This is a genomic window from Pseudomonas sp. S2_E02 (assembly GCF_054668355.1).
In genome coordinates this window covers 4,952,882-4,978,274 of record NZ_CP162761.1, presented here as the reverse complement: position 1 = coordinate 4,978,274, position 25,393 = coordinate 4,952,882, and the positions used below count along the sequence as shown (strand labels likewise).

26 protein-coding genes and 1 pseudogene are annotated in these 25,393 nt (G+C 60.4%); 21 read left to right on the top strand and 6 right to left on the bottom strand.

Annotated elements, in window-relative coordinates:
• Window positions 1-50: 50 nt before the first annotated feature.
• Window positions 51-2,270, top strand: a complete 2,220-nt coding sequence (locus AB4O01_RS22415; RefSeq protein ID WP_460089576.1) for a primosomal protein N' — start codon at window positions 51-53, stop codon at window positions 2,268-2,270.
• Between the two features lie 93 nt (window positions 2,271-2,363).
• On the opposite strand, the gene AB4O01_RS22410 is transcribed toward AB4O01_RS22415, so the two are convergent.
• Window positions 2,364-2,486 (bottom strand): hypothetical protein, encoded by a 123-nt coding sequence (locus AB4O01_RS22410; RefSeq protein ID WP_256579857.1) that lies wholly within the window; start codon window positions 2,484-2,486, stop codon window positions 2,364-2,366.
• Between AB4O01_RS22410 and argS the strand changes: the two genes are divergently transcribed.
• From argS to AB4O01_RS22365, 9 genes are all read left to right on the top strand, one after another.
• Window positions 2,485-4,221: an arginine--tRNA ligase gene (argS, locus tag AB4O01_RS22405; RefSeq protein ID WP_460089575.1), complete on the top strand. Its 1,737-nt coding sequence runs from the start codon at window positions 2,485-2,487 to the stop codon at window positions 4,219-4,221. The genes AB4O01_RS22410 and argS overlap by 2 nt on opposite strands.
• Window position 4,222: 1 nt before the next feature.
• A complete protein-coding gene (locus AB4O01_RS22400; protein WP_007909385.1) occupies window positions 4,223-4,939 on the top strand; it encodes an SPOR domain-containing protein in 717 nt (238 codons plus the stop codon).
• Window positions 4,940-5,169: 230 nt separating this feature from the next.
• Window positions 5,170-5,700, top strand: coding sequence for an ATP-dependent protease subunit HslV (gene hslV / locus AB4O01_RS22395; RefSeq protein ID WP_016984593.1), 531 nt, complete (start codon window positions 5,170-5,172; stop codon window positions 5,698-5,700).
• A gap of 54 nt (window positions 5,701-5,754) precedes the next feature.
• The gene (gene hslU, locus AB4O01_RS22390; protein ID WP_064388878.1) at window positions 5,755-7,092 is read left to right on the top strand and encodes an ATP-dependent protease ATPase subunit HslU; all 1,338 of its coding nucleotides are present in this window, start codon (window positions 5,755-5,757) and stop codon (window positions 7,090-7,092) included.
• Window positions 7,093-7,245: 153 nt separating this feature from the next.
• Window positions 7,246-7,623: a gamma-butyrobetaine hydroxylase family protein gene (locus AB4O01_RS22385; protein WP_093430072.1), complete on the top strand. Its 378-nt coding sequence runs from the start codon at window positions 7,246-7,248 to the stop codon at window positions 7,621-7,623.
• 258 nt (window positions 7,624-7,881) lie between these two features.
• Window positions 7,882-9,561, top strand: coding sequence for a class II poly(R)-hydroxyalkanoic acid synthase (phaC, locus tag AB4O01_RS22380; RefSeq protein WP_099757773.1), 1,680 nt, complete (start codon window positions 7,882-7,884; stop codon window positions 9,559-9,561).
• Between the two features lie 146 nt (window positions 9,562-9,707).
• Window positions 9,708-10,562, top strand: coding sequence for a poly(3-hydroxyalkanoate) depolymerase (phaZ, locus tag AB4O01_RS22375; protein WP_034152967.1), 855 nt, complete (start codon window positions 9,708-9,710; stop codon window positions 10,560-10,562).
• A 139-nt stretch (window positions 10,563-10,701) separates the two neighbouring features.
• Window positions 10,702-12,384, top strand: coding sequence for a class II poly(R)-hydroxyalkanoic acid synthase (gene phaC / locus AB4O01_RS22370; RefSeq protein WP_093430070.1), 1,683 nt, complete (start codon window positions 10,702-10,704; stop codon window positions 12,382-12,384).
• A gap of 30 nt (window positions 12,385-12,414) precedes the next feature.
• Window positions 12,415-13,035, top strand: a complete 621-nt coding sequence (locus AB4O01_RS22365; RefSeq protein WP_095187463.1) for a TetR/AcrR family transcriptional regulator — start codon at window positions 12,415-12,417, stop codon at window positions 13,033-13,035.
• A 271-nt stretch (window positions 13,036-13,306) separates the two neighbouring features.
• Here AB4O01_RS22365 and AB4O01_RS22360 read toward each other — a convergent pair whose 3' ends face one another.
• The 3 genes from AB4O01_RS22360 to AB4O01_RS22350 form a co-directional block, all read right to left on the bottom strand.
• Entirely contained in the window at window positions 13,307-14,218 is a 912-nt protein-coding gene (locus AB4O01_RS22360; RefSeq protein ID WP_460089572.1) for a phasin family protein, read from the bottom strand.
• 10 nt (window positions 14,219-14,228) lie between these two features.
• Window positions 14,229-14,651 (bottom strand): phasin family protein, encoded by a 423-nt coding sequence (locus AB4O01_RS22355; RefSeq protein ID WP_034152971.1) that lies wholly within the window; start codon window positions 14,649-14,651, stop codon window positions 14,229-14,231.
• Between the two features lie 230 nt (window positions 14,652-14,881).
• The gene (locus AB4O01_RS22350) at window positions 14,882-15,157 is read right to left on the bottom strand and encodes a polyhydroxyalkanoic acid system family protein (RefSeq protein ID WP_093430067.1); all 276 of its coding nucleotides are present in this window, start codon (window positions 15,155-15,157) and stop codon (window positions 14,882-14,884) included.
• 166 nt (window positions 15,158-15,323) lie between these two features.
• On the opposite strand from AB4O01_RS22350, the gene ubiE reads away from it, so the two are divergent.
• From ubiE to AB4O01_RS22295, 11 genes and pseudogenes are all read left to right on the top strand, one after another.
• Entirely contained in the window at window positions 15,324-16,094 is a 771-nt protein-coding gene (gene ubiE, locus AB4O01_RS22345; protein ID WP_008080626.1) for a bifunctional demethylmenaquinone methyltransferase/2-methoxy-6-polyprenyl-1,4-benzoquinol methylase UbiE, read from the top strand.
• Window positions 16,094-16,717, top strand: coding sequence for a ubiquinone biosynthesis accessory factor UbiJ (locus AB4O01_RS22340; protein ID WP_460089570.1), 624 nt, complete (start codon window positions 16,094-16,096; stop codon window positions 16,715-16,717). The genes ubiE and AB4O01_RS22340 overlap by 1 nt, the downstream gene beginning before the upstream one ends.
• Window positions 16,714-18,318 carry a ubiquinone biosynthesis regulatory protein kinase UbiB gene (gene ubiB / locus AB4O01_RS22335; protein ID WP_460089569.1) on the top strand — a complete coding sequence of 535 codons (1,605 nt, stop codon included), beginning with the start codon at window positions 16,714-16,716 and terminating at the stop codon, window positions 18,316-18,318. Before AB4O01_RS22340 ends, ubiB begins: the two co-directional genes overlap by 4 nt.
• A gap of 81 nt (window positions 18,319-18,399) precedes the next feature.
• A complete protein-coding gene (gene hisI / locus AB4O01_RS22330) occupies window positions 18,400-18,801 on the top strand; it encodes a phosphoribosyl-AMP cyclohydrolase (protein WP_007909357.1) in 402 nt (133 codons plus the stop codon).
• Window positions 18,794-19,126, top strand: coding sequence for a phosphoribosyl-ATP diphosphatase (locus AB4O01_RS22325; protein ID WP_003220849.1), 333 nt, complete (start codon window positions 18,794-18,796; stop codon window positions 19,124-19,126). The genes hisI and AB4O01_RS22325 overlap by 8 nt, the downstream gene beginning before the upstream one ends.
• A gap of 25 nt (window positions 19,127-19,151) precedes the next feature.
• Window positions 19,152-19,433, top strand: a complete 282-nt coding sequence (locus AB4O01_RS22320) for a twin-arginine translocase TatA/TatE family subunit (protein WP_003220847.1) — start codon at window positions 19,152-19,154, stop codon at window positions 19,431-19,433.
• A 10-nt stretch (window positions 19,434-19,443) separates the two neighbouring features.
• Window positions 19,444-19,932: a Sec-independent protein translocase protein TatB gene (tatB, locus tag AB4O01_RS22315; RefSeq protein ID WP_460089567.1), complete on the top strand. Its 489-nt coding sequence runs from the start codon at window positions 19,444-19,446 to the stop codon at window positions 19,930-19,932.
• Window positions 19,929-20,720: a twin-arginine translocase subunit TatC gene (tatC, locus tag AB4O01_RS22310; RefSeq protein WP_093430065.1), complete on the top strand. Its 792-nt coding sequence runs from the start codon at window positions 19,929-19,931 to the stop codon at window positions 20,718-20,720. The genes tatB and tatC overlap by 4 nt, the downstream gene beginning before the upstream one ends.
• Window positions 20,717-21,424 (top strand): 16S rRNA (uracil(1498)-N(3))-methyltransferase, encoded by a 708-nt coding sequence (locus AB4O01_RS22305; protein ID WP_099757766.1) that lies wholly within the window; start codon window positions 20,717-20,719, stop codon window positions 21,422-21,424. The genes tatC and AB4O01_RS22305 overlap by 4 nt, the downstream gene beginning before the upstream one ends.
• A gap of 90 nt (window positions 21,425-21,514) precedes the next feature.
• Window positions 21,515-22,528, top strand: a pseudogene (locus AB4O01_RS22300) (methyl-accepting chemotaxis protein); the annotation flags it as partial.
• Between the two features lie 30 nt (window positions 22,529-22,558).
• On the top strand, window positions 22,559-23,431 hold the full coding sequence (locus AB4O01_RS22295; protein WP_371748299.1) for a methyl-accepting chemotaxis protein: 873 nt from the start codon (window positions 22,559-22,561) through the stop codon (window positions 23,429-23,431).
• A 154-nt stretch (window positions 23,432-23,585) separates the two neighbouring features.
• Here AB4O01_RS22295 and AB4O01_RS22290 read toward each other — a convergent pair whose 3' ends face one another.
• Window positions 23,586-24,320 (bottom strand): amino acid ABC transporter ATP-binding protein, encoded by a 735-nt coding sequence (locus AB4O01_RS22290; RefSeq protein WP_093430062.1) that lies wholly within the window; start codon window positions 24,318-24,320, stop codon window positions 23,586-23,588.
• Window positions 24,313-25,272, bottom strand: coding sequence for an amino acid ABC transporter permease (locus AB4O01_RS22285; protein ID WP_095120740.1), 960 nt, complete (start codon window positions 25,270-25,272; stop codon window positions 24,313-24,315). The genes AB4O01_RS22290 and AB4O01_RS22285 overlap by 8 nt, the downstream gene beginning before the upstream one ends.
• Window positions 25,273-25,393: the final 121 nt, after the last annotated feature.

Sequence of the window (25,393 nt, the reverse complement as noted above, 5' to 3'; positions counted from 1 at the left end):
CAATTGATCTGCACTCGTCCCTTATTTTGCGTTTATAGAGATCCCCCCGCGTGCCCGACGCCATTCTGCGCCTAGCCCTGCCTTCACCCTTGCGCCGCCTGTTCGACTATCGAGCGCCGGCCGGCGTGCTGCGTGAGCAATTGCAGCCGGGCATGCGCCTGCGAGTGCCGTTCGGTCGACGCGAGATGATCGGGATTCTGGTCGAGGTCACGGACACCAGCGAAGTGCCGGTGGAGAAACTGAAACCAGCGCTGGCCCTGCTCGACGCCACAGCGCCACTGCCACCGGCGCTGTTCAAGCTGTGCCTGTGGACGTCGCAGTATTATCAGCACAGCCTCGGCGACACCCTGAGCTGGGCGCTGCCAGTCCTGCTGCGCCAAGGCGAGCTGGCAGAGGCGCGGCAGGAACGTTTCTGGTCGATCGTCCCGGGCGCCAGCCTTGATGATCCGCGCATCGCCCGCGCCCCGCGCCAGCGGGAAGCACTCGCCACCCTCGCTCAACACCCGCACGGCGTCGCCCATCAGTTGCTGAGCAAACTGATGCTGAGCAAGGACAGCCTTGATCTGCTGCTGGCGAAAAATCTGGTGCAAGTGGAAATCCGCCGGCATGCACCCGTCGTGCGCCACGAACATTGGCTGGCGCAACCGGAATTACCGCTCAACACCGAACAGCGCGCCGCCTACGAGGCGATCCGCGCCGGCTTCGACAGTTATCACGCGTTCCTGCTCGCCGGGGTCACCGGCAGTGGCAAGACCGAAGTCTATTTGCAACTGATCCGCGAAACCCTCGAAGCCGGCAAACAGGCGCTGGTGCTGATCCCGGAGATCAACCTCGGCCCGCAGACCCTGGCGCGCTTCGAGCAGCGCTTCAATGCGCGCATCGCCCTGCTGCACTCGGCGGTCAATGATCGCGAGCGCCTCGAAGCCTGGCTCGCCGCACGTGATGGCGAGGCCGACATTATTATCGGCACCCGCTCGGCGCTGTTCACGCCGATGAAAAACCCGGGGCTGATCATCATCGATGAAGAGCACGACGGCTCTTATAAACAGCAGGAAGGTTTGCGCTACCACGCCCGTGATCTGGCGCTGGTGCGTGCACGGCAGGAAAACATCCCGATCGTTCTCGGTTCCGCGACGCCATCGCTGGAAAGCCTGCACAACGCCTACACCGGCCGTTACGGCCTCCTACGCCTGAATGAACGTGCTGGCGGTGCCAAGCAGCCACGCTTCCTGCGGCTGGATGTGAAAAGCCGTCCACTGGACAGCGGTATTTCCGGGCCGATGCAACAAGCCATCGGCCAGACCCTCGCCAATGGCCAACAGGTGCTGGTGTTCCTCAACCGTCGCGGTTTCGCACCGACGTTGCTCTGCCACGACTGCGGCTGGATGTCCGAGTGTTCGCGCTGCGATGCGCGGATGACCGTGCACCAGCGTTACGGCGAACTGCGCTGCCACCACTGTGGCTACGTCGAGCGCACGCCGCGCCAATGTCCGAAGTGCAACAAGGTCGATCTGCGACCGGTCGGCGCGGGTACTGAGCGCGCCGAGGAACGTCTGGCGATTCTGTTTCCCGACTACCCGGTACTGCGCGTCGACCGCGACAGTACCTCGCGCAAGGACGCGATGAATCAACTGTTCGCGACGATTCAGAAGGGCCAGCCGTGCATTCTGGTCGGCACGCAGATGTTGGCCAAGGGTCACCATTTTCCAAGGGTGACGCTGGTGTCGATTCTGGATGCTGACGGCGGTCTGTTCTCCGGCGACTTCCGCGCCAGCGAGCGCATGGCGCAGTTGATCGTGCAGGTCGCAGGTCGTGCCGGGCGAGCGGAGGAACCGGGCAAGGTGATTATCCAGACACACCTCGCTGACCATCCTTTATTGGTGCAACTCACCGAACAGGGCTATTTCGCCTTTGCCGAACAGGCCTTGAGCGAGCGCCGCGCCGCCGGGTTGCCGCCGTTTGCGCATCTGGCGCTGTTGCGTGCTGAAGCGCACAAGCCCGGGCAAGCGGAAGGTTTTCTCGATGAGGCGTGTAGCGAAGCCGAGCGTTTGCTGGCAGAGCAGAACCTGAGCGGGATCGAATTGCTCGGGCCAGTGCCAGCACCGATGGAACGCCGCGCCGGGCGTTATCGCGCGCAGCTGCTGTTGCAGGCGACAGCACGGGCGCCGCTGCATCGGTTGCTGGCCAGTTGGTTGCTGGTGCTGGAGCAGATGCCAAGCGGGCGGGCGGTGCGCTGGTCGCTGGATGTCGATCCCGTCGATTTGTATTGAAGATCAAAAGATCGCCGCCTGCGGCAACTCTTGCAGGAAAACGCCTATCCCCTTGTAGGAGCCGCCGCAGGCGGCGATCTTTTGATCTGAATGTCACCACATATCCATAAGCTGCCTGCTAAGGTTGGCAAGCCCGTCTTCGCAACGGATAATGCCCAGTTTTTCCACCCGCGCATCGATGCGCCCGCCGCGCTTGCGGTCGAAAGAGAAGACCATGAAAGACACCATTCGCCAGCTGATCCAACAAGCCCTCACCCAACTCGTCAACGAAGGTGTGTTGCCTGAAGGCCTGTCGCCGGCGATCCAGGTGGAGAACGCCCGTGACAAGACCCACGGCGACTTCGCCAGCAACATCGCCATGATGCTGGCCAAGCCTGCGGGCATGAAGCCGCGCGATCTGGCGGAAAAAATCATTGCCGCACTGCCTGCCGACGAGAACGTCACCAAGGCCGAAATCGCCGGCCCGGGCTTCATCAATTTCTTCCAGAACACCCAGGCCTTGGCCAACCGCCTCGATGCCGCACTGGCTGATGCTCACATTGGCGTGCGCAAGGCTGGCCCGGCGCAGCGCACCGTGGTCGACCTGTCGGCACCGAATCTGGCCAAAGAGATGCACGTCGGCCACTTGCGCTCGACCATCATCGGTGACGGCGTAGCCCGTGTTCTTGAATTCCTCGGCGACGAAGTGATCCGTCAGAACCACGTCGGCGACTGGGGCACCCAGTTCGGCATGCTGATGGCGTATCTGCAGGAAAACCCGATCACCAGCGATGAGCTGTCGGACCTGGAAAACTTCTACCGCGCCGCCAAGCAGCGTTTCGACGAATCCGCAGAATTCGCCGACCGCGCCCGTGGCCTGGTGGTCAAGTTGCAGGCCGGCGATGCCGAGTGCCTGTCGCTGTGGACCCGGTTCAAGGACATCTCGCTGTCGCACTGCCAGAAGATCTACGAACTGCTCAACGTCAAGCTGACCATGGCCGACGTGATGGGTGAAAGCGCCTACAACGACGACCTGATCAACGTGGTCAACGACTTGAAAACCGCTGGCATGCTGGTCGAGAGCAACGGCGCCCAGTGCGTGTTCCTCGACGAATTCAAGAATGCTGACGGCGATCCGCTGCCGGTAATCATCGTCAAGGCTGACGGCGGTTACCTGTACGCCACCACTGACCTCGCCGCCGTGCGCTACCGCAGTGGCAAGCTGAAAGCCGACCGCGCACTGTATTTCGTCGACCAGCGTCAGGCCCTGCACTTCCAGCAAGTGTTCGCTGTGGCGCGCAAGGCCGGTTTCGTCACCCATCCGATGGAAATGGAGCACATGGGCTTCGGCACCATGAACGGCGCCGATGGCCGTCCGTTCAAGACCCGTGACGGCGGCACCGTGAAGCTGATCGACCTGCTCACCGAAGCGCAGGAACGCGCCTACAACCTGGTGAAAGAGAAGAACCCGCAACTGGCCGAAGACGAGCTGCGCAACATCGCCAAAGTCGTCGGCATCGGCGCGGTGAAATACGCCGACCTGTCGAAGCACCGCACCAGCGACTATAGCTTCAACTTCGACCTGATGCTGAATTTCGAAGGCAACACCGCGCCGTACCTGCTTTACGCCTACACCCGCGTGGCCGGTGTGTTCCGCAAGCTGGGCAAGGATTTCAGCGAAGTCGACGGTCAGATCGTTCTCGAAGCCGAGCACGAACTTGAGCTGGCGGCGAAACTGGCGCAGTTCGGTGAAGTGCTGAACAACGTGTCCGACAAAGGCACGCCGCACATTCTCTGCACTTATCTGTACGACGTTGCCGGTCTGTTCTCCAGCTTCTACGAGAACTGCCCGATCCTCGCCGCCGAAACCCCGGCCCAGATGCAGAGCCGTCTGCGTCTGGCCGCGCTGACCGGTCGCACCCTCAAGCAAGGCCTGAAGCTGTTGGGTCTGGAAACTCTGGAGCGTATGTAAGTTGGCTGCCAAGAAAAAACCTGCACCCAAGCGTGGCGCCAGCCGTTACCAAGCTCCTGCGAAGCAACCGATTCCGGGTTGGCTGTGGATGGCCATCGGCCTCACGGTCGGCGCGTTCATCGTGTTTCTGATGAAGCTGGAGCCGGGCAAGGGCAGCGACACGGTCAAGCGCGAGAAAGTCGAACAGGCGCAACAGCAGAAAGCATCGAAGATCGCCGAGGCCAACAAGACCCCGCCGAGCCCGACGCAACCGGTGAAGCCGAAGTACGACTTCTACACCCTGCTGCCGGAATCGGAAGTGATCGTGCCGCCAGACGCCGTGCCGGAGAAGACGTTGCCGACGCCACAAGTGCCGGCCATCCCGACCACGCCGGTGACCCCGGCGGAAGCGGCGAAGATCGACACCGCGCGCGCGCAGGCCGCGCTGGCCGGGATTACCCCGCCGCCAGCGCCACCAGTGAGCAAAGCGGCGCCGGTGACCAAGTTCTTCCTGCAGGCCGGTTCGTTCCGCAAGGAAACCGATGCCGACAAAGTCCGCGCGCAGATCATTCTGCTCGGTCAGGCGGTGGCGGTTGAGTCCGGCACGGTGAAGGATGAAACCTGGTATCGCGTATTGGTCGGGCCGTTCAGCAACCGTGAGCAACTGACTACTGCACAGAAACAACTGGCTGGCGCCGGCTTCAGCAACCTGTTGTTACAACAACGCCAGAGCCGCTGATTCGCCAAACCACCGCGTCATCGTTCTTCGCGAGCAAGCTCGCTCCCACAGGAATAACGCAGTCCCTGTGGGAGCGAGCCTGCTCGCGAAGGCAATGTTTGCAACACCACATATCCCTGATCAGTCCCCGCCGTTCGTCCCTCCGCATCCTCCCCGGTTGAAATCCTCTCCAGCACCCCCATATGAATGGGCATAAGGCACTTTCGCCCCGCTGTGTGGAGACTCTTCCCTTGACCACCATCGTTTCAGTCCGCCGTCACGGCAAAGTCGTCATGGGCGGCGACGGCCAGGTTTCTCTCGGCAATACCGTGATGAAAGGCAACGCGAAAAAAGTTCGTCGCCTGTACCACGGCCAGGTCATCGCCGGTTTTGCCGGTGCCACCGCCGACGCCTTTACCCTCTTCGAACGTTTCGAAGGCCAACTTGAAAAACATCAGGGCCACCTGGTGCGCGCCGCTGTCGAACTCGCCAAAGAATGGCGCACCGACCGCTCCCTGAGCCGCCTCGAAGCCATGCTCGCGGTCGCCAACAAGGACGCCTCGCTGATCATTACCGGCAACGGTGATGTGGTCGAGCCCGAAGATGGCCTGATCGCCATGGGTTCCGGCGGCGGCTACGCGCAAGCCGCGGCCAGCGCCCTGCTGAAAAAGACCGATCTGTCGGCCCGTGAAATCGTCGAAACCGCTCTCGGTATCGCCGGCGACATCTGTGTATTCACCAACCACACTCAGACCATTGAGGAGCAGGATCTCGCTGAATAAGCCTGACGCGGCCCTGTGCCACGGCTTTTTTCTGCTTGAGGACCGTCAATTATTATGTCCATGACTCCCCGCGAAATCGTCCACGAACTCAACCGCCATATCATCGGCCAGGACGATGCCAAGCGCGCCGTCGCGATTGCCCTGCGCAACCGCTGGCGCCGCATGCAGCTGCCTGAAGAGCTGCGCGTTGAAGTGACCCCGAAGAACATCCTGATGATCGGTCCGACCGGTGTCGGTAAAACCGAGATCGCCCGTCGCCTGGCGAAACTGGCCAACGCACCGTTCATCAAGGTCGAAGCGACCAAGTTCACCGAAGTCGGCTACGTCGGTCGTGACGTCGAATCGATCATCCGTGATCTGGCCGACGCCGCGATCAAGATGCTCCGCGAGCAGGAAATGACCCGCGTTCGCCACCGCGCCGAAGACGCTGCCGAGGATCGTATCCTCGACGCACTGCTGCCGCCGGCCCGCATGGGCTTCAGCAATGAAGAAGCGCCGAGCTCCGATTCCAACACCCGTCAGCTGTTCCGCAAGCGCCTGCGCGAAGGTCAGCTGGATGACAAGGAAATCGAAATCGAAGTCGCCGAAGTTGCCGGCATCGAGATCGCCACGCCGCCTGGCATGGAAGAGATGACCAACCAGTTGCAGTCGCTGTTCGCCAACATGGGCAAGGGCAAAAAGAAAGCGCGCAAGCTCAAGGTCAAAGAGGCGCTGAAGCTGGTGCGCGACGAAGAAGCCGGGCGTCTGGTTAACGAAGAAGAGCTGAAGGCTAAGGCGCTGGAAGCCGTTGAACAGCACGGCATCGTGTTCATCGACGAAATCGACAAAGTCGCCAAGCGCGGTAACGTCGGTGGCGCTGATGTGTCCCGTGAAGGCGTACAGCGCGACCTGCTACCGCTGATCGAAGGCTGCACCGTCAACACCAAACTGGGCATGGTCAAGACTGACCACATCCTGTTTATCGCCTCCGGTGCGTTCCACCTGAGCAAGCCGAGCGATCTGGTGCCTGAGTTGCAAGGTCGTCTGCCGATTCGCGTCGAACTCAAAGCGCTGAGCCCGTCGGACTTCGAACGCATCCTCAGCGAACCGCATGCCTCCCTGACCGAGCAATATTGCGCGCTGTTGAAAACCGAAGGCCTGAATATCCAGTTCCAGCCGGAAGGCATCAAGCGTCTGGCGGAGATCGCCTGGCAGGTCAACGAGAAAACCGAAAACATCGGTGCCCGTCGTCTGCACACGCTGCTTGAGCGTCTGCTCGAAGAGGTGTCGTTCAGTGCCGGCGATCTGGCCAGCACCCACGATGAGAAGCCGATTCTGATCGACGCCGAATACGTCAACAGCCACCTCGGTGAATTGGCGCAGAACGAAGACCTGTCCCGTTATATCCTGTAAGCCATACTTACAGCGGTAGCGGACCCTGTGGGAGCGAGCTTGCTCGCGAAGAGGCCGTGTCAGTCGACATCAATGTTGTCTGACACACCGCTTTCGCGAGCAAGCTCGCTCCCACATTTGCTCAAGGGTCGCCCACACTTCGGACGCCAGCCCATGACTCAAATCCCCACCGACATCAAACTGCACAAAGCCTCGAAGACCCTGACGCTCACCTACGCGTCCGGCGAGGAATACACCCTGCCCGCCGAATTCCTGCGCGTGCACTCCCCCTCCGCCGAGGTCCAGGGCCACGGCAAACCGATCCTGCAATTTGGCAAGATCAACGTCGGTCTGAGCAAGCTGGAACCGGCCGGTCACTACGCACTGAAACTGACCTTCGACGATGGTCACGACAGTGGCTTGTTCACCTGGGATTATCTCTACGAGCTGGGGCGACGTTATGACGCACTCTGGGCCGATTATCTGGCCGAGCTCAAAGCCGCCGGAAAAACCCGCGACCCGAGCGAGTCGATCGTCAAGCTGATGCTCTAGTCCGAGCCTTGCGCTCATTAGAGGGCATTTTCTAAATTCATCTGTTTGAATGCTCTGCTGTGTGGCCGAGGATCGGCCTGCTTGCGAAAAAAATTAAACTCGGGTAACCAATGGAGCTGGCAAGTTCCCTGCAGTGCTCTACGACTGTAAAGCAGCTATGCAGAATTAACGGTCACCCGAGCAGTAGTACCTGGCATTGGCTGTGGAACTGCACAGCAGAAAACCGGGTACTCGTCTCAGGACAATGGAGCGTCGTAGATGAGTAACAAGAATAACGATGACCTGAAGTACCAAGCCTCGGAAAACACCCTGGGGCTTAATCCCGTCGTTGGGCTACGCGGAAAGGATCTGCTGGCCTCTGCTCGTATGGTGCTGAAACAGGCCATCAAACAACCGATCCATAGCGTCAGGCACGTCACCCATTTCGGCCTCGAACTGAAGAACGTGCTGTTCGGCAAATCCGAACTGCAACCGGCAGGCGATGACCGTCGCTTCGCTGATCCTGCGTGGAGCCAGAACCCGCTCTACAAACGTTATCTGCAAACTTACCTGGCGTGGCGCAAGGAACTCCATGCCTGGATCGATGACAGCAGCCTCTCACCCAAAGACATCGCGCGCGGCCACTTCGTCATCAACCTGATGACTGAAGCCATGGCCCCGACCAACACGGCGGCCAACCCCGCAGCAGTCAAACGCTTCTTCGAAACCGGCGGCAAAAGCCTGCTCGACGGCCTCTCGCATCTGGCCAAGGATCTGGTGCACAACGGCGGCATGCCGAGTCAGGTCAACATGGGCGCGTTCGAGGTCGGCAAGAGCCTCGGCGTCACCGACGGCGCGGTGGTGTTTCGCAACGACGTGCTGGAGCTGATCCAGTACAAGCCGATCACCGAGCAAGTCCACGAGCGTCCATTGCTGGTGGTGCCGCCGCAGATCAACAAGTTCTACGTATTCGATTTGAGCCCGGACAAGAGTCTGGCGCGCTTTTGCCTGCGCAATAACGTGCAGACGTTCATCGTCAGCTGGCGCAACCCGACCAAGGCCCAGCGTGAGTGGGGCCTGTCGACATATATCGATGCGCTGAAAGAAGCGGTCGATGTGGTCACCGCGATCACCGGCAGCAAAGACGTGAACATGCTCGGCGCCTGCTCCGGCGGCATCACCTGCACCGCCCTGCTCGGCCACTACGCGGCGATCGGCGAGAAGAAGGTCAATGCCCTGACGCTGCTGGTCAGCGTGCTCGACACGACGCTGGACAGCGACGTCGCGCTGTTCGTCGACGAGCAGACCCTGGAGACCGCCAAGCGCCACTCGTATCAGGCCGGCGTGCTTGAAGGCAAAGACATGGCCAAGGTCTTCGCTTGGATGCGTCCGAACGATCTGATCTGGAACTACTGGGTCAACAACTACCTGCTCGGCAACGAGCCGCCGGTGTTCGACATCCTGTTCTGGAACAACGACACCACCCGGTTGCCCGCCGCGTTCCACGGTGACCTGATCGAGATGTTCAAAAACAACCCACTGATTCGCCCGAATGCACTGGAAGTGTGCGGCACGCCGATCGACCTCAAGCAGGTCACCGCCGATATCTTCTCGCTGGCCGGCACCAACGACCACATCACGCCGTGGAAGTCCTGCTACAAGTCGGCGCAGCTGTTTGGCGGCAAGGTCGAGTTCGTGTTGTCGAGCAGCGGGCATATCCAGAGCATTCTGAACCCGCCGGGCAACCCGAAATCGCGCTACATGACCGGCGAGGAGATGGCCGCCAATGCCGATGAGTGGCAAGAGAACTCGACCAAGCACACCGATTCCTGGTGGCTGTACTGGCAGGCGTGGCAGGCCGAGCGCTCGGGCAACCTGAAAAAGGCCCCGCTGAAACTGGGCAACAAAGCGTACCCGGCGGGTGAAGCTTCGCCGGGCACTTATGTACATGAGCGGTAACTGACACCACCCCGTCATTGTGGGAGCGAGCCTGCTCGCGAAAGCGCTCATTCAATCAACATCGATGTTGGCTGACACGACGCCTTCGCGAGCAGGCTCGCTCCCACAGGGGGCGGGGTGTACTTGAAATCCACAGGGCCTGACGCATGCCGCAACCGTTCATATTCCGTACCGTCGATCTGGATGGTCAAACCCTCCGCACGGCGGTGCGCCCCGGCAAGCCTCACTTGACGCCCTTGCTGATTTTCAACGGCATTGGCGCCAACCTGGAGCTGGTATTTCCGTTTGTCGCGGCGCTGGACCCGGATCTGGAAGTGATCGCCTTTGACGTGCCCGGTGTCGGCGGCTCCTCGACGCCGAACCGGCCATATCGTTTTCCCGGTCTGGCCAAGCTGACGTCGCGCATGCTCGATTATCTCGACTACGGGCAGGTCAACGTCATCGGCGTGTCGTGGGGCGGCGCACTTGCGCAGCAGTTCGCCTACGACTACCCCGAGCGCTGCAAGAAACTGGTGCTGGCGGCCACCGCTGCCGGTGCCGTGATGGTGCCGGGCAAACCGAAAGTGCTGTGGATGATGGCCAGTCCGCGGCGCTACATTCAGCCGTCCCACGTGATCCGTATCGCCCCGCTGATCTATGGCGGCTCGTTCCGCCGCGACCCGACCCTGGCGGCCAGCCACGCGGCGAAAGTGCGTTCGGCGGGCAAGCTCGGTTATTACTGGCAACTGTTCGCCGGCCTCGGCTGGACCAGCATTCACTGGCTGCACAAGATCCATCAGCCGACGCTGGTGCTGGCCGGTGATGACGATCCGCTGATCCCGCTGATCAACATGCGCATGCTCGCCTGGCGCATTCCCAACGCGCAACTGCACATCATCGACGACGGCCACCTGTTCCTGATTACCCGCGCCGAAGCGGTGGCGCCGATCATCATGAAATTCCTCCAGGAGGAACGTCAGCGGGCGGTGATGCACCCGCATCCGACACCGCTCGGCGGCTAACCCCGGCGGCAGGCTTTATGCAAGCCTTTAGTAAAGAGTGCGCGGCAGGACGCCGCGCAGGCAGCAACCCGTAACAGCGTCTATGGTGTTCTGGTTCGGTGAGTTTGTTTTTGGCCTGAAGACGAAGGAGTGTTGAGTCATGCGCGACAAACCAGCGACGGGCGTAGTGCCCAGCCCCGCCGTGTTCATCAATGCACAAAGTGCGATCACCGGCCTGCGTGGCCGGGACCTGATCTCGACCTTGCGCAGCGTGGCAGCCCATGGCCTGCGTAACCCGATCCACAGTGCGAAGCATGCCTTGAAACTCGGCGGTCAATTGGGCCGCGTGCTGCTCGGCGAAACCCTGCACCCGACCAATCCGAACGACAGCCGTTTCGCTGATCCGGCGTGGAGCCTCAATCCGTTCTACCGGCGCAGCCTGCAGGCCTATCTGGCCTGGCAAAAACAGGTCAAAAGCTGGATCGACGAAAGCAACATGAGCGATGACGATCGCGCCCGCGCGCATTTCGCCTTCACCCTGCTCAACGACGCTGTGGCGCCGTCGAACACCTTGCTCAACCCGCTGGCGGTCAAGGAGCTGTTCAACTCCGGCGGGCACAGCCTGGTGCGCGGCCTCAGTCATTTGTTCGATGATCTGCTGCACAACGACGGCCTGCCACGTCAGGTGACCAAACAGGCTTTCGAGGTCGGCAAGACCGTGGCCACCACCACCGGCTCGGTGGTGTTTCGCAACGATTTGCTTGAGCTGATCCAGTATCGACCGATGAGCGAAAAGCAGTACGCCAAGCCGCTGCTGGTGGTGCCGCCGCAAATCAACAAGTACTACATTTTCGACCTCAGCCCACATAACAGCTTCGTCCAGTACGCACTGAAAAACGGCCTGCAGACCTTCATGATCAGTTGGCGCAACCCGGATGTACGCCATCGCGAATGGGGCCTGTCGACGTATGTCGAGGCGGTGGAAGAGGCGATGAACATCTGCCGGGCGATCACCGGCGCCCGCGAAGTCAACCTGATGGGCGCCTGCGCTGGCGGCCTGACCATCGCCGCCCTGCAAGGGCATTTGCAGGCCAAGCGGCAACTGCGCCGCGTCTCCAGTGCGACCTACCTGGTCAGCCTGCTCGACAGCCAGATCGAAACTCCGGCCACCCTCTTCGCTGATGAACAAACCCTCGAAGCCGCCAAGCGCCGCTCGTACCAGAAAGGCGTGCTCGACGGTCGCGACATGGCCAAGGTCTTCGCCTGGATGCGCCCCAACGATTTGATCTGGAGCTACTTCGTCAACAATTACCTGCTGGGCAAAGAGCCGCCGGCCTTCGACATCCTCTACTGGAACAACGACAACACGCGCTTGCCCGCCGCGTTTCACGGCGACCTGCTGGACTTCTTCAAGCACAACCCGCTGACCCATCCGGGCGGGCTGGAAGTGTGCGGCACGCCGATCGACCTGCAGAAAGTCACCGTGGACAGCTTCAGCGTCGCCGGCATGAACGACCACATCACGCCGTGGGATGCGGTGTATCGCTCAACCCTGCTGCTCGGTGGCGAACGGCGTTTCGTGCTGTCCAACAGCGGCCACGTGCAGAGCATTCTCAACCCGCCGAGTAACCCGAAAGCTGCCTATATCGAGAACGGCAAGATGAGCAGCGACCCGCGTGCCTGGTACTACGATGGTAAACACGTCGATGGCAGTTGGTGGCCGCAGTGGCTGGAGTGGATTCAACAGCGCTCCGGCGCCCAGCACGAAACCACGTTTACCCTCGGCAACCCGAACTATCCACCGATGGAGGCAGCGCCCGGTACTTACGTGCGTGTGCGCTGACGCTTAACCGAACTTTTCTAAGAAGACTGGATGAAAACCCGCGACCGGATTCTCGAATGTGCTTTGCAACTGTTCAACGAAAAGGGCGAGCCGAACGTCTCCACCATGGAGGTGGCGAACGAAATGGGGATCAGCCCGGGAAATCTCTACTACCACTTCCATGGCAAGGAACCGCTGATTCTCGGCTTGTTCGAACGCTTCCAGAATGAACTGGCGCCACTGCTCGATCCACCCTCGGATGTGGAACTGGCGCCGGAGGATTACTGGCTGTTTTTGCATTTGATCGTCGAGCGGTTGGCGCAGTACCGCTTCCTGTTCCAGGACCTGTCGAACCTCGCCGGGCGCTTGCCAAAACTGGCCAAGGGCATTCGCCATTTGCTCAATGCACTGAAGCGCACACTGGCGTCGTTGCTCGCGCGGTTAAAGGCTTCGGGGCAACTGGTCAGTGATACGCAGGCGTTGGGGCAACTGGTGGAGCAGATCACCATGACGCTGCTGTTTTCGCTGGATTATCAGCGGATTCTGGATCGTGAGGGTGAGGTCAGGTTGGTGGTTTACCAGATCATGATGCTGGTAGCGCCGCATTTGCTACCGCCGGTGAAAGTCGCGACCGAAAGGATGGCTCTGCAATACCTTGAAGATCACGACTGAAATCAAAAGCCCCTCACCCTAGCCCTCCCGAAACGTCGGACCGCCCGGAGGGAGAGGGGACTGATTGGGGGATGCTGATGAGCTACACCGACCTGAAAGGGTTTTGTTGAATCCATAATCGACTCGATCGTTCAGGTCGACGTACGACGCAAGACACCTCGTTCGGCCCCCTCTCCCTCTGGGAGAGGGCTGGGGTGAGGGGCGGCCTTGAAATGCACAAACAAAAACGCCCGACCTTCACAGGCCGGGCGTTTTGTTTTGCCCTGAAAAATCAGGACTGACTGGTTGGCGTCGACGGGGTCGATGCAGCAGTCGGGGTGGCCGCCGGAGTCGGTGCTGCGGCGGAATTCGACGCACTCACCGGAACTGCCGGAGCGGCAGGTTTGGCTGCAGCAGGTGCGGCCGGTTTCGGCGCAGCGGCTTTCGGCGCGGCCGGTTTTTTCACTGCCGGTTTTTTCGCCGCAGCAGGTTTCGCTGCAGGCTTGGCGGCAGCAGTTTTCGCTGCTGGCTTGGCGGCGGGTTTCGCTGCAGTTTTGGCCGCAGGTTTAGCTGCCGGCTTGGCAGCGGCTTTGGCGGCAACCGGTTTGGCTGCGGCTTTGGCTGCAGGCTTGGCGGCTGCGGTTTTCGCTGCTGGCTTGGCCGCGGCTTTAGCAGCAGGTTTAGCTGCCGCTTTGGCCAGTGGCTTGGCAGCCGACTTGGCTGCTGGTTTGGCCGCAGCCGTTTTTGCTGCCGGTTTTGCCGCAGCGGTTTTCGCCGCCACCGGTTGGGTTTTCAGACCGGTGAGTTTTTCGATCTGCTTGGTCAAGGTTTCCACCTTGCTATGCAGTGCTTTGACCTCATTGCGGCTCGGTACACCTAGGCGCGAGATTGCGCTGTTCAGGCGTTTGTCGAAAGCCCCTTCCAGCTCGTCCCATTTGCCCAGTGCGCGATCTTTCACGCCGCTGATGCGCGACTTGGCCGAAGAAGCGGAATCCTTGGCAGCGTCGACTTTTTTGCCGACTGCGGATTTGGTGAGCTTCTCGGCTTTCTCGCCGTCTTTGACCAATGTATCGAAGAGCTTGCTGCCGTCAGTGTCGATCTTCGAGTACACGCCTAAACCAGCCAGCCAGATTTTGCGGGAGTAGTCTTCGACTTTCCCGATCCACGAGCTGCCTTCTTTATCGGTGTTCTTTTTACCAGCCATCCCGTTCTCCTTAAGATTTACGCGCGACGCGTTCGAGCAATGCCGTCAGCTCATCGAGCTTAGCAGAGAGTGTCTCAACGTCATGTTTAGACGGAATGCCGATACGATTCAAGGCGCTTGCTACACGGGAGTCGAACGCCTTCTCGACCTTGTCGAGCTGAACTTCGACACGACCTTTGAACGAGCTGACTTCGCTCTTGGCTTCATCGATCTCGGCGTTGGCCGCTTCGAGTTTTTCGGTGACGGCTTTTTTGCCTTTCTTTTCAACAGTTTGACCAGCCTTGATCAGCTCTTGAAAGTAGTCGCTGCCCTCTTGGCCGACCTTGGCGTAGGCACCCAGGCCTGCCAGCCAGATCTTGCGGGCATAGGATTTGACGTCGCTCAGAGCAGAAGTCGAAGCGTCGATTTTTTTCTTCAAAATGACTTTGGCCATGGTGCACCTCACGCGCAGAAGGTTTGAGGAACTGCCCGCGAAAGTGTCGGGCTCAGGCACAAAGTAAGGAGATAAATTAGAAACGGCACCCTAACAACTGACATAAAAGCTTGGGTGCAGCGCAAAAAATGTAGGAGTGAGCCTGCTCGCGATAGCGGTCTGTCAGTCACCAGAAATTTGATTGAAAGACCGCTATCGCGAGCAGGCTCACTCCTACAGGGGACCGTATTTCAGACCAACGCTTTATCGAGGGCCTTCTCGATCTCGGCTTTGATCATGCCGCTCATGGCCGACATCATGATGCCCAACTCCACATCGACCTTGATCGAATCGTCCGCCACATGCACCGCGCCTTTCACGCCCGAGCGCTTGAGGTTCAGGGTATCGCCGGACCATTGCGGCTCCAGGCCATATTGATCGGAGAGTTTTTGCGCCAGCTTGTCGGCCTTCTCGCGGGCGGCTTCCTTACCCAGGTTGTGGGCACGCTCAACAGTGATTTTGGCCATTGATTGACTCCTGCTTTTTGAATGGGACGAAAAAGATGTGTCGGTAAATCTTGACCGCCGCTGCGGCAAATCGTCCCGAGGGTTGCCCATCTTACCTTTAGCCATTCCAAGACAAAGCATGGCTTGGGGATTAGAATGTCGCGCATTCTCTTTTGGTGACAGCGATATGACTGATCAGCGCAAAGGCAGCGATGCCGAACCCACCACTCACTTCGGCTTCAAAAACGTTCCGGAAAGCCAGAAAGCGGAAAAAGTCGCTGAAGTTTTCCACTCGGTAGCCGCGAAATACGACTTGATGAACGACCTTCTGTCGGGCGGCATGCACCGCCTGTGGAAGCGTTTCGCGATCGAACTGTCGGGCGTACGCAGCGGTAACCGCGTGCTGGACATCGCCGGCGGTACCGGTGACCTGACCAAAAAATTCTCGCACCTGGTCGGCCCGACCGGTCAGGTGGTATTGGCCGACATCAACGAATCGATGCTCAAGGTCGGCCGTGACCGCCTGCTCGATCTGGGTGTCGCCGGCAACGTCGAATTCGTTCAGGCGGACGCGGAAAAACTGCCGTTCCCGGACAACCACTTCGACTGCGTGACCATCGCTTTCGGCCTGCGCAACGTGACGCACAAAGAAGACGCGCTGCGCTCGATGCTGCGTGTACTCAAGCCCGGCGGTCGTCTGCTGGTGCTGGAATTCTCCAAACCGACCAACGCGCTGATGTCGAAAGCCTACGACGCTTATTCGTTCGCCTTCATGCCGCTGATGGGCAAGCTGATCACCAACGACTCGGAAAGCTATCGCTACCTGGCCGAATCGATCCGCATGCATCCGAATCAGGAAACCCTGAAGTCGATGATGGTCGACGCCGGTTTCGACCGCGTGACCTATCACAACATGACCGCAGGCATCGTCGCCCTGCACCGTGGCATCAAGCCCTGATGTTGCTCACCGGGCTGCTCGCCAGCGTTGAACTCGGCCTCAACCGGGTGCTGCGTCTCGACAGCACGGCGCTGCCGCGGCTGGCGCATTTGACCGGCAAGGTGATTGCCGTCGACTGCCGCAGCCCGGCGCTGCAACTGTTCATCCTGCCGAGTGACGAAGGTCTGATGCTGGCCTCGCATTGGGGAACCGGTGTCGACTGCACCTTGCGTGCGCCGGCCTCGAGCCTGATCAAACTGGCCGTGAGCAAAGACAAGACCGCAGTGCTGCATGCCCCGGAAGTCGAGCTCGATGGCGACAGCGGCGTGCTGCTGGAGCTGGCCGGTGTGCTGCAAGACCTTGAGCTGGACTGGGAGTACGAACTCTCGCGCTGGCTCGGCCCGGTCGCCACGCAACTGGTCGGTGGCCATCTGCGCAGCCGCGCACGCTGGTATCAACAAGGATTTGCCAGCCTCAACCAGAACCTCGCCGAATACCTCGCCGAAGAATCGCGCACCCTCGTCGGACAGCGCGAAGCCGACGCGCGATTCAGCGAACTGGACCGGATCAAACTTGATCTGGAACGTCTCGAGGCGCGTTTCGAGCGCCTTTCCCGATCCCTCGACCCAAGCGATAACGCATGAAGCTGCTTGCCGTCCGCCGTCTGTTGCGCATCCAGCGCGTAGTGATCCGCTACCGCCTCGATGACCTGCTGTTCGATCTGCCGTTGCCGTGGTTCCTTCTGGCGCTGCGCTATGTGCTGCCGTGGCGCTGGTTCCCGCGCAAGCCGCTGGACCTGAGCCGGGGCGCGCGTCTGCGCTTGGCGTTGCAGGATCTCGGGCCGATTTTCATCAAGTTCGGGCAGATTCTTTCGACCCGCCGCGACCTGTTGCCGGAAGACATCGCCGATGAGCTGATGCTGTTGCAGGACCGCGTGCCGCCGTTCGACTCGCAGCTGTCGATCAAGCTGATCGAAGAACAGCTGGGCAAGAAAATCAGCGACGTGTTCAGCCGTTTCGACGTCGAACCGCTGGCTTCGGCCTCGGTGGCGCAGGTGCATGCCGCGCAGCTGAAAACCGGCGAAGAAGTGGTGGTCAAGGTGATCCGTCCGGGCCTGAAGCCGATCATCGCGCAGGATCTGGCGTGGCTGTTCATCCTCGCCCGCGCCGCTGAAAAGCTCTCGGCCGACGCGCGTCTGCTGCACCCGGTCGACGTGGTCCAGGACTACGAAAAAACCATCTACGACGAACTCGATCTGCTGCGCGAGGCGGCCAACGCCAGCCAGTTGAAGCGTAACTTCGAAGGTTCGCCGCTGCTCTACGTGCCGCAAGTGTATTGGGACTGGTGCCGACCGAAAGTGCTGGTGATGGAGCGTATCTACGGCATCCAGGTCACCGATCTGGCGACCCTTGCCGACCAGCGTACCGACATGAAAATGCTCGCCGAGCGCGGTGTGGAGATTTTCTTCACCCAAGTTTTCCGCGACAGTTTCTTCCACGCCGACATGCACCCAGGCAACATCTTCGTCAGCACCGTCAACCCTTGGAGTCCGCAGTACATCGCGATCGATTGCGGCATCGTCGGCAGCCTGACCCCGGAAGACCAGGATTATCTGGCGCGCAATCTGTTCGCCTTCTTCAAGCGTGACTACCGCCGTGTGGCGCAACTGCACATCGATTCGGGCTGGGTGCCGGCGGAAACCAAACTCAACGAATTCGAAGCGGCGATCCGTACGGTGTGCGAACCGATCTTCGAAAAACCGTTAAAAGATATTTCATTTGGCCAGGTGCTGATGCGCCTGTTCCAGACCGCACGGCGCTTCAACATGGAAGTGCAGCCGCAACTGGTGCTGCTGCAAAAGACCCTGTTGAACATCGAAGGCCTCGGTCGTCAGTTGTATCCGGATCTGGATCTGTGGAACACCGCGCAGCCATTCCTCGAGCGCTGGATGCGCGAGCGCGTCAGCCCGAAAGCCTTGCTCGGCAACGTGCAGAGCCAGTTCGAACAACTGCCGCACCTGGCCAACATGGCCCGTGATCTGCTCGAACGCATGTCGCAGCCGCACGCCTACGATCCACCGCCGCCATGGCATAAACGCAAGGACGACTGGTTCCTGCGCCTGCTCGGTTGCGCGCATCTGGCCGGCGGGGTGATCCTCGCCATCGGTGGCCCGCTTAACGAGTTGGGGCATTGGCCTGCGGGAATCATGGTGGCAGTCGGCTTGTATCTGGTCGTTCGCCGATAGCCAGTTTCGTGATCGGCTGGCACACTGTTTCAATGCCTGAACCCGACTATTGAAGTGTGGGGTTCGCTGTCGGAGTCGAAGATGAAAAACTGGCTGGACGAGATCAAATGGGACGCCGATGGCCTGGTGCCGGCGATTGCCCAGGATCACAAGACCGGACGCGTGCTGATGATGGCCTGGATGAACCGCGAAGCGCTCGAACTGACCGCCGCGGAAAACCGTGCAATCTACTGGTCACGTTCCCGTGGCAAGCTGTGGCGCAAGGGCGAAGAGTCCGGCCATGTACAGACCTTGCATGAGATGCGTCTGGACTGTGACGCCGACGTGATCATCCTGATGGTTGAACAGATCGGCGACATCGCTTGCCATACCGGCCGTCAAAGCTGCTTTTACCGTGTCTTCGAAAACGGCGACTGGAAGACAGTCGACCCAGTCCTGAAAGACCCGCACGCCATCTATTCCGCAGGACACAAACATGAGTGACACCCTGACCCGCCTCGCTCAGGTGCTTGAAGAGCGCAAGGGCGCCGCTGCCGACAGCTCCTATGTAGCTAGTCTGTATCACAAGGGCCTGAACAAGATTCTGGAGAAAGTCGGCGAAGAGTCGGTCGAAACCATTATTGCCGCGAAGGACGCCGCGATCAGCGGCGACTGCAGCGACGTGATCTACGAGACCGCCGACCTGTGGTTCCACAGTATGGTCATGCTCGCCCAACTGGGGCAGCATCCGCAGGCCGTGCTGGATGAACTGGATCGTCGCTTCGGCCTGTCCGGACACGTCGAGAAAGCCTCGCGTCCGTCCGCCTGAACAATTTTTAGAGAGGAACAGCAACATGGGCATTTTTGACTGGAAACACTGGATCGTCATTCTGGTTGTCGTGGTGCTGGTGTTCGGCACCAAGAAACTGAAAAACCTCGGCACCGACGTTGGCGAGTCGATCAAGGGCTTCCGCAAAGCCATGAACGACGACGAAAAACCGGCCGCTGATCCAACCGTGACGCCTGCGCAACCGGTGCCACCGGTGCAGCCGCAAGCCACCGCTCAGGCCAATCCGCCGCACACCATCGACGTGCAGGCGCAAAAAGTCGAAGAGCCGATCCGCAAAGACGTGTGAGCACTGACTAATGTTTGGTATCAGCTTCTCTGAACTGCTGCTCGTCGGCCTCGTCGCCCTGCTGGTGCTGGGCCCCGAGCGTCTGCCGGGCGCTGCGCGCACCGCTGGCCTGTGGGTCGGACGGCTGAAGCGCAGCTTCAACGCGATCAAACAGGAAGTTGAACGTGAAATCGGTGCCGACGAGATCCGTCGGCAACTGCACAACGAGCACATTCTGTCGCTGGAGCAGGAAGCGCGGAAGATTTTCAATCCGGTCCAGCAAGAGCCGGCGCCGGTTGAAGTTGAACATGTCGGGCAGCAGACGATTCATGCGCCAGCTGCACCCGTTGCGCCAGCACCGACACCTGCATCTGCACCTGCACCTGCACCTGCACCTACTGCCGTTGTAGCGCCGACAGAACCGGTGGCCGCAGAAACTTCGGTTGAACACGTGTCCCCAACCGCCGCGCCGATCACACCAGCGCCTCACGACCCAACATTGCCGCCGCGAGCCCCATGAGCGATCTCCCCGAAAACGACCAGCACATGCCGCTGGTTTCGCACCTCACCGAGTTGCGCACCCGCCTGCTGCGTTGTGTGGCGGCGATCTTCATCATCTTCGCCGGGCTGTTTGCGTTCACCCAGCAGATCTATACCTTTGTCTCGACCCCGCTGCGCCAGTACCTGCCGGTCGGCGCGACGATGATCGCCACCGACGTGTCGTCGCCGTTCCTGACGCCGCTGAAGCTGACGATGATGGTTTCGCTGTTCCTCGCGATCCCGGTGATCCTGCATCAGATCTGGGGCTTTATCGCGCCGGGCCTGTACAAACACGAGAAGCGCATTGCGGTGCCGCTGCTGGTCTCCAGCATTCTGCTGTTCTACACCGGCATGGCGTTCGCCTATTACTTCGTGTTCCCGCTGATCTTCAAGTTCTTCGCTGCCGCCACCCCGGCCGGAGTGGAAATGATGACCGACATCGCCAGTTACCTCGATTTCGTCATGACGCTGTTCTTCGCCTTCGGCGTGGCGTTCGAGATCCCGGTGGCTGTGGTGCTGCTGGTGTGGATCGGCGTGGTCGACGTCAAATACCTGAAGAAAATCCGCCCTTACGTGATCATCGGCTGCTTCGTGGTCGGCATGATCCTGACGCCGCCGGATATCTTCTCGCAGACTCTGCTGGCCGTGCCGATGTGGATGTTGTTTGAAATCGGCATTCTGTTCGGTGGTTTGATCAGCAAGCGCGAACGTCCGGAAGAGAACCCGGCCGACGACCACAACGACCAGCCGCCAGCGACCCAGGCATGAACCTGCTGTTGCTCGAAGAGGCCGATTTCATTGCGGCCGACCGCGTGGTGCTGCGTGATCGCCGCTTGACCCACATGCAGGAAGTCCACCGCTCGGAAGTCGGTGACAGCCTGCGCGTTGGCCGTATCAACGGGCTGATGGGTTCGGCTGAGCTGCTGCGCCTCGAAGCAGGTGAAGCCGAGCTGCGCGTCAGCCTCGATCAGCCACCACCAGCCAAGCTGCCGCTGACCTTGGTACTCGCTCTGCCACGCCCGAAGATGCTCCGTCGGGTGTTTCAGACCGTGGCGACCATGGGCGTGTCAAAGGTGATCCTGGTCAACAGCTATCGGGTCGAGAAGAGTTTTTGGCAGACGCCGTTTCTGGAACCTGAAGCGATTCGTGAGCAACTGATCCTAGGCCTCGAACAGGCCCGCGACACCGTGCTGCCGGAAATCATCATCGAAAAACGCTTCAAGCCTTTCGTGGAAGACCGGTTGCCGGCGATCACCGACGGTACCCTCGGTCTGGTCGGCCACCCCGGCAACTATCCGCCGTGCCCACGCGCCTTGAGCGAACCGGTGACGTTGGCCATCGGCCCCGAAGGTGGCTGGATTCCTTACGAAATCGACCTGCTGGCCAAGTCCGGTCTGCAACCGGTGCAACTGGGCGAGCGCATCCTGCGCGTCGAAACCGCCGTCACCGCCCTGCTCGCCCGGCTCTTCTGATTCTGCGCATCGGATAAATGGTGTTACAGATTGCCATCACCCGGCCGATAACCTCTCCATAAGTCCAATTAGTGGTCGGGGAGTCGTCGCATGTACCGTTGGTTAGCCGAGAGTCTTGGAAACGTCAGCGTCAAACGCAAGCTGGGAATCGGTTTCGGCCTGGTGCTGTTGCTGACGCTGTTGATCACCTTCACCGGCTGGACCGGCATGAGCGGTATTATCAGCCGCGGTGACAAGCTCGGTTTTATCTCCAGCCTCAACGAACTGACCAAAGACCTGCGCCTCGCGCGTCTGGACTACGAAGCGCGCCGTGGCGAACAAGGTCCGGGCGTGGTCAACGACCTGCTCGGCAAACTCGACAGCGGCCTGCAAACCGCGCGCAGCCTGATTGAACAGCCGTCCGACGCGGCGATGGTCGATCAACAACTGGCCGCCGTTGCCGAATACAAACGCGCTTTTGCCGACATGACCCAAGCCACCGTGCAGCGCGAAGACGCCCGCAGCAAGCTCGGCGCCAGTGCCGACAATGCCGTGGCGAAAGTCGCGGAAGTGGAAAAATCCATGCTGGCGGGTGACAGCGTCGCGCAATTCAACAGCGTGATCGAGCTGAGCAAACTGCTGCAGCAAGCACGCTATCAAGTACGCGGCTACACCTACAGCGGCAAGGCCGAAGCCGAGCAACCGGCGCTCGACGCCATCGACAACGCCCTGAAAAACCTCGACAGCCTGCCGGCCAAATTGCCGGAGCAGCACATCGCCAACCTGCAACAGGCTACCGCCTCGATCAAAGCCTATCGCGCGGCCGTTGCGCAGTTCCGCGACTCGCAGGTCAACAACGCCAAGGCCGCCGCGCGCATGTCGACGCAGGGCGACATCCTTATCGACGTCAGCAAGAAACTCACTGAATCGCAGACCATCGTTCGTGATACCGATGCCGCCCACGCCAAGAACATGCTGATCATCGCCACCTTGCTCGCCGTGGCTTTCGGCTTGCTTGCCGCCTGGGCAATCACCCGCCAGATCATCATCCCGCTGAACCAGACCCTGAAAGTCGCCGAGCGCGTGGCTGCGGGCGACCTGACCCACAACCTGGTTTCCCTGCGTCGCGACGAATTGGGCCAACTACAACGTTCGATGCAGAGCATGACCCAAGGCCTGCGTGAACTGGTCGGCGGGATCAGCGATGGCGTCACCCAGATCGCCAGCGCCGCTGAAGAACTGTCGGCGGTGACCGAGCAGACCAGCGCCGGGGTCAACAATCAGAAAATCGAGACCGATCAGGTTGCCACGGCCATGAACGAAATGGCCGCCACCGTGCAGGAAGTCGCGCGTAATGCCGAAGAAGCTTCCGAGGCCGCCGTGGCAGCCGACCAACAGGCTCGCGAAGGCGACAAAGTGGTGGGCGAAGCGATCGCGCAGATCGAGCGGCTGGCCGCTGAAGTCGGTCACTCGACCGAAGCCATGGGTGAACTGAAGCGCGAAAGCGACAAGATCGGCAGCGTCCTCGACGTGATCAAGTCGGTAGCGCAACAAACCAACCTGCTGGCCCTCAACGCCGCCATCGAAGCCGCGCGTGCCGGTGAAGCCGGACGTGGTTTCGCGGTAGTTGCCGACGAGGTGCGCAGCCTCGCCCAGCGCACGCAAAAATCCACCGAAGAGATCGAAGAGCTGATCGTCGGCCTGCAAAACGGCACCCAGCAAGTGGCAACGATCATGGACAACAGCCGCACCCTGACCGACAGCAGCGTCGAGCTGACCCGTCGTGCCGGTGGTTCGCTGGAAAGCATCACCCGTACCGTGTCGGCGATTCAGGCGATGAACCAGCAGATTGCGGCAGCGGCCGAGCAGCAGAGTGCGGTGGCTGAAGAGATCAACCGTAGCGTGCTGAATGTGCGGGATGTGTCGGATCAGACGTCGGCGGCGAGTGAAGAGACGGCGGCGTCCAGCGTTGAGCTGGCGCGGTTGGGGACGCATCTGCAGATGTTGGTGGGGCGGTTCAAGGTTTGAGGTGATCCGAAAACCTCGATTCATTCAGAATCGAGGTGATGCCTTCGCGAGCAAGCTCGCTCCCACAGGATTTGTGTCGATCACAAAGGTTGTATTCGACCCATTCACTGTGGGAGCGAGCCTGCTCGCGAAGGCTTACTGACAGGCGCTGAAATTAAAGAACCTGACGCAAGAAAGCCTGGGCGCGCGGGTCCTTCGGCGCATCAAAGAATTCAGCCGGCGCGGCATCTTCCAGCAACTTGCCGTGATCGAAAAACAACACCCGATCCGCCACTTCCCGGGCAAAGCCCATTTCGTGGGTCACGCAGACCATGGTCATGCCTTCCACGGCCAGGTTCTTCATCACGTCCAGCACCTCGCCGACCATTTCCGGGTCGAGCGCCGAGGTTGGCTCATCGAACAGCATGACCTTCGGCTCCATCGCCAGCGCTCGGGCAATCGCCACGCGCTGTTGCTGACCACCGGACAGGCGTGACGGAAATTCGTTGGCCTTCTGCGCAATCCCGACCTTTTGCAGCAACTCCATCGCCTTGGCTTCGCGCTCTTGCTTGCCGCGCTTGCGCACGACTTTCTGCGCCAGACAGAGGTTTTCCAGCACGGTCATGTGCGGGAACAGGTTGAAATGCTGGAACACCATGCCGACTTCACGGCGGTAGGCGTTGACGTCGGTTTTCGGGTCGGCCAGTTGCAGGCCGTCGATGCTCACCGAGCCGGAATCGAATTCTTCCAGGCCATTGAGGCAGCGCAGGAAGGTCGACTTGCCGGAACCCGACGGGCCGATCACCACCAGCACTTCGCCTTTGGCGACCGTGGTGCTGACGTTATCCACCGCGCGCACCACTTGCCCACGGGTGTCGAAGACTTTTACCAGATCGCGGACTTCAATCACTTTGCGCGAGCCTCCGCTCAAGCCGGCTGGCGATTTTCGACAGCGGCAGGTTGATCAACAGGTACAGACCGGCGACGCAGAATAGAATCTCGAACGGCGAGAACGAGGTGGTGATGACCTCACGGCCGCTTTTTAGCAGTTCGGTGATGGCGATCACCGACACCAGCGAGGTGTCCTTGACCAGACTGATGAATTGCCCGGCCAGCGGTGGCAGCACGCGTTTGAACGCTTGCGGCAACACCACGTGACGCATCGATTGACCGGCACTCAGACCGAGCGAACGCGCTGCTTCGTTCTGGCCACGGGCAATCGACTGCACGCCGGAACGGATGATCTCGGCTACGTAAGCGCCAGTGAACAGCGACAGCGCGGCGATCCCGGCGAACTCGCGGGACAGGTTCATCACCGTGCCGATGAAGAAGTAGAAAATGAAGATCTGCACCAGCAGCGGCGTGCCGCGCACCAACTCGACGTAGATCGTCGAGAGGTCGCGCAGGGTCGGGTTGTTCGACAGTCGGCACAGGCCGGTGACCAGACCGATCAGCAAACCCAGGACACCGGAAACCACTGACAGCCAAAGCGTGGTCCACAGCCCCCACAACAGCGGGCCTGCCGCCCAATGCCGAGTCACGCCCACGACGTCACCTTCGGCGACATCGTCGCCCTGAGCGAATTGCAGGCTGTTCTCGTCGACGGTCAGGTGCTGCTCATCACCGGCGTCGTTGCGCAGGGTGACTTGCGCGCTGCTGCCCTTGCGCACCAGTTCGGTGACGGTGGAAATGTCGGTGGCACGCTGGGTTTCCTCGGCCTGATAGGCGAAGTACTGCGGCACGCGATTCCAGCGCCATTCGTAGGACATCAGCGACGTCGCGTAATACAACGCGCCCGCGAGGCCGACCAGCACCAGCACGGTGAGGACGTGCCAGGGCCATTGGGCTTTTTTCTGTTTCATTGCAGGTTCCGGATTTTGTGTTGCTCTGGAGGGCCCCTTCGCGAGCAAGCTCGCTCCCACATTGGAATGCATTCCTCTGTGGGAGCGAGCTTGCTCGCGAATGGGGCGACTCGGTCTATCT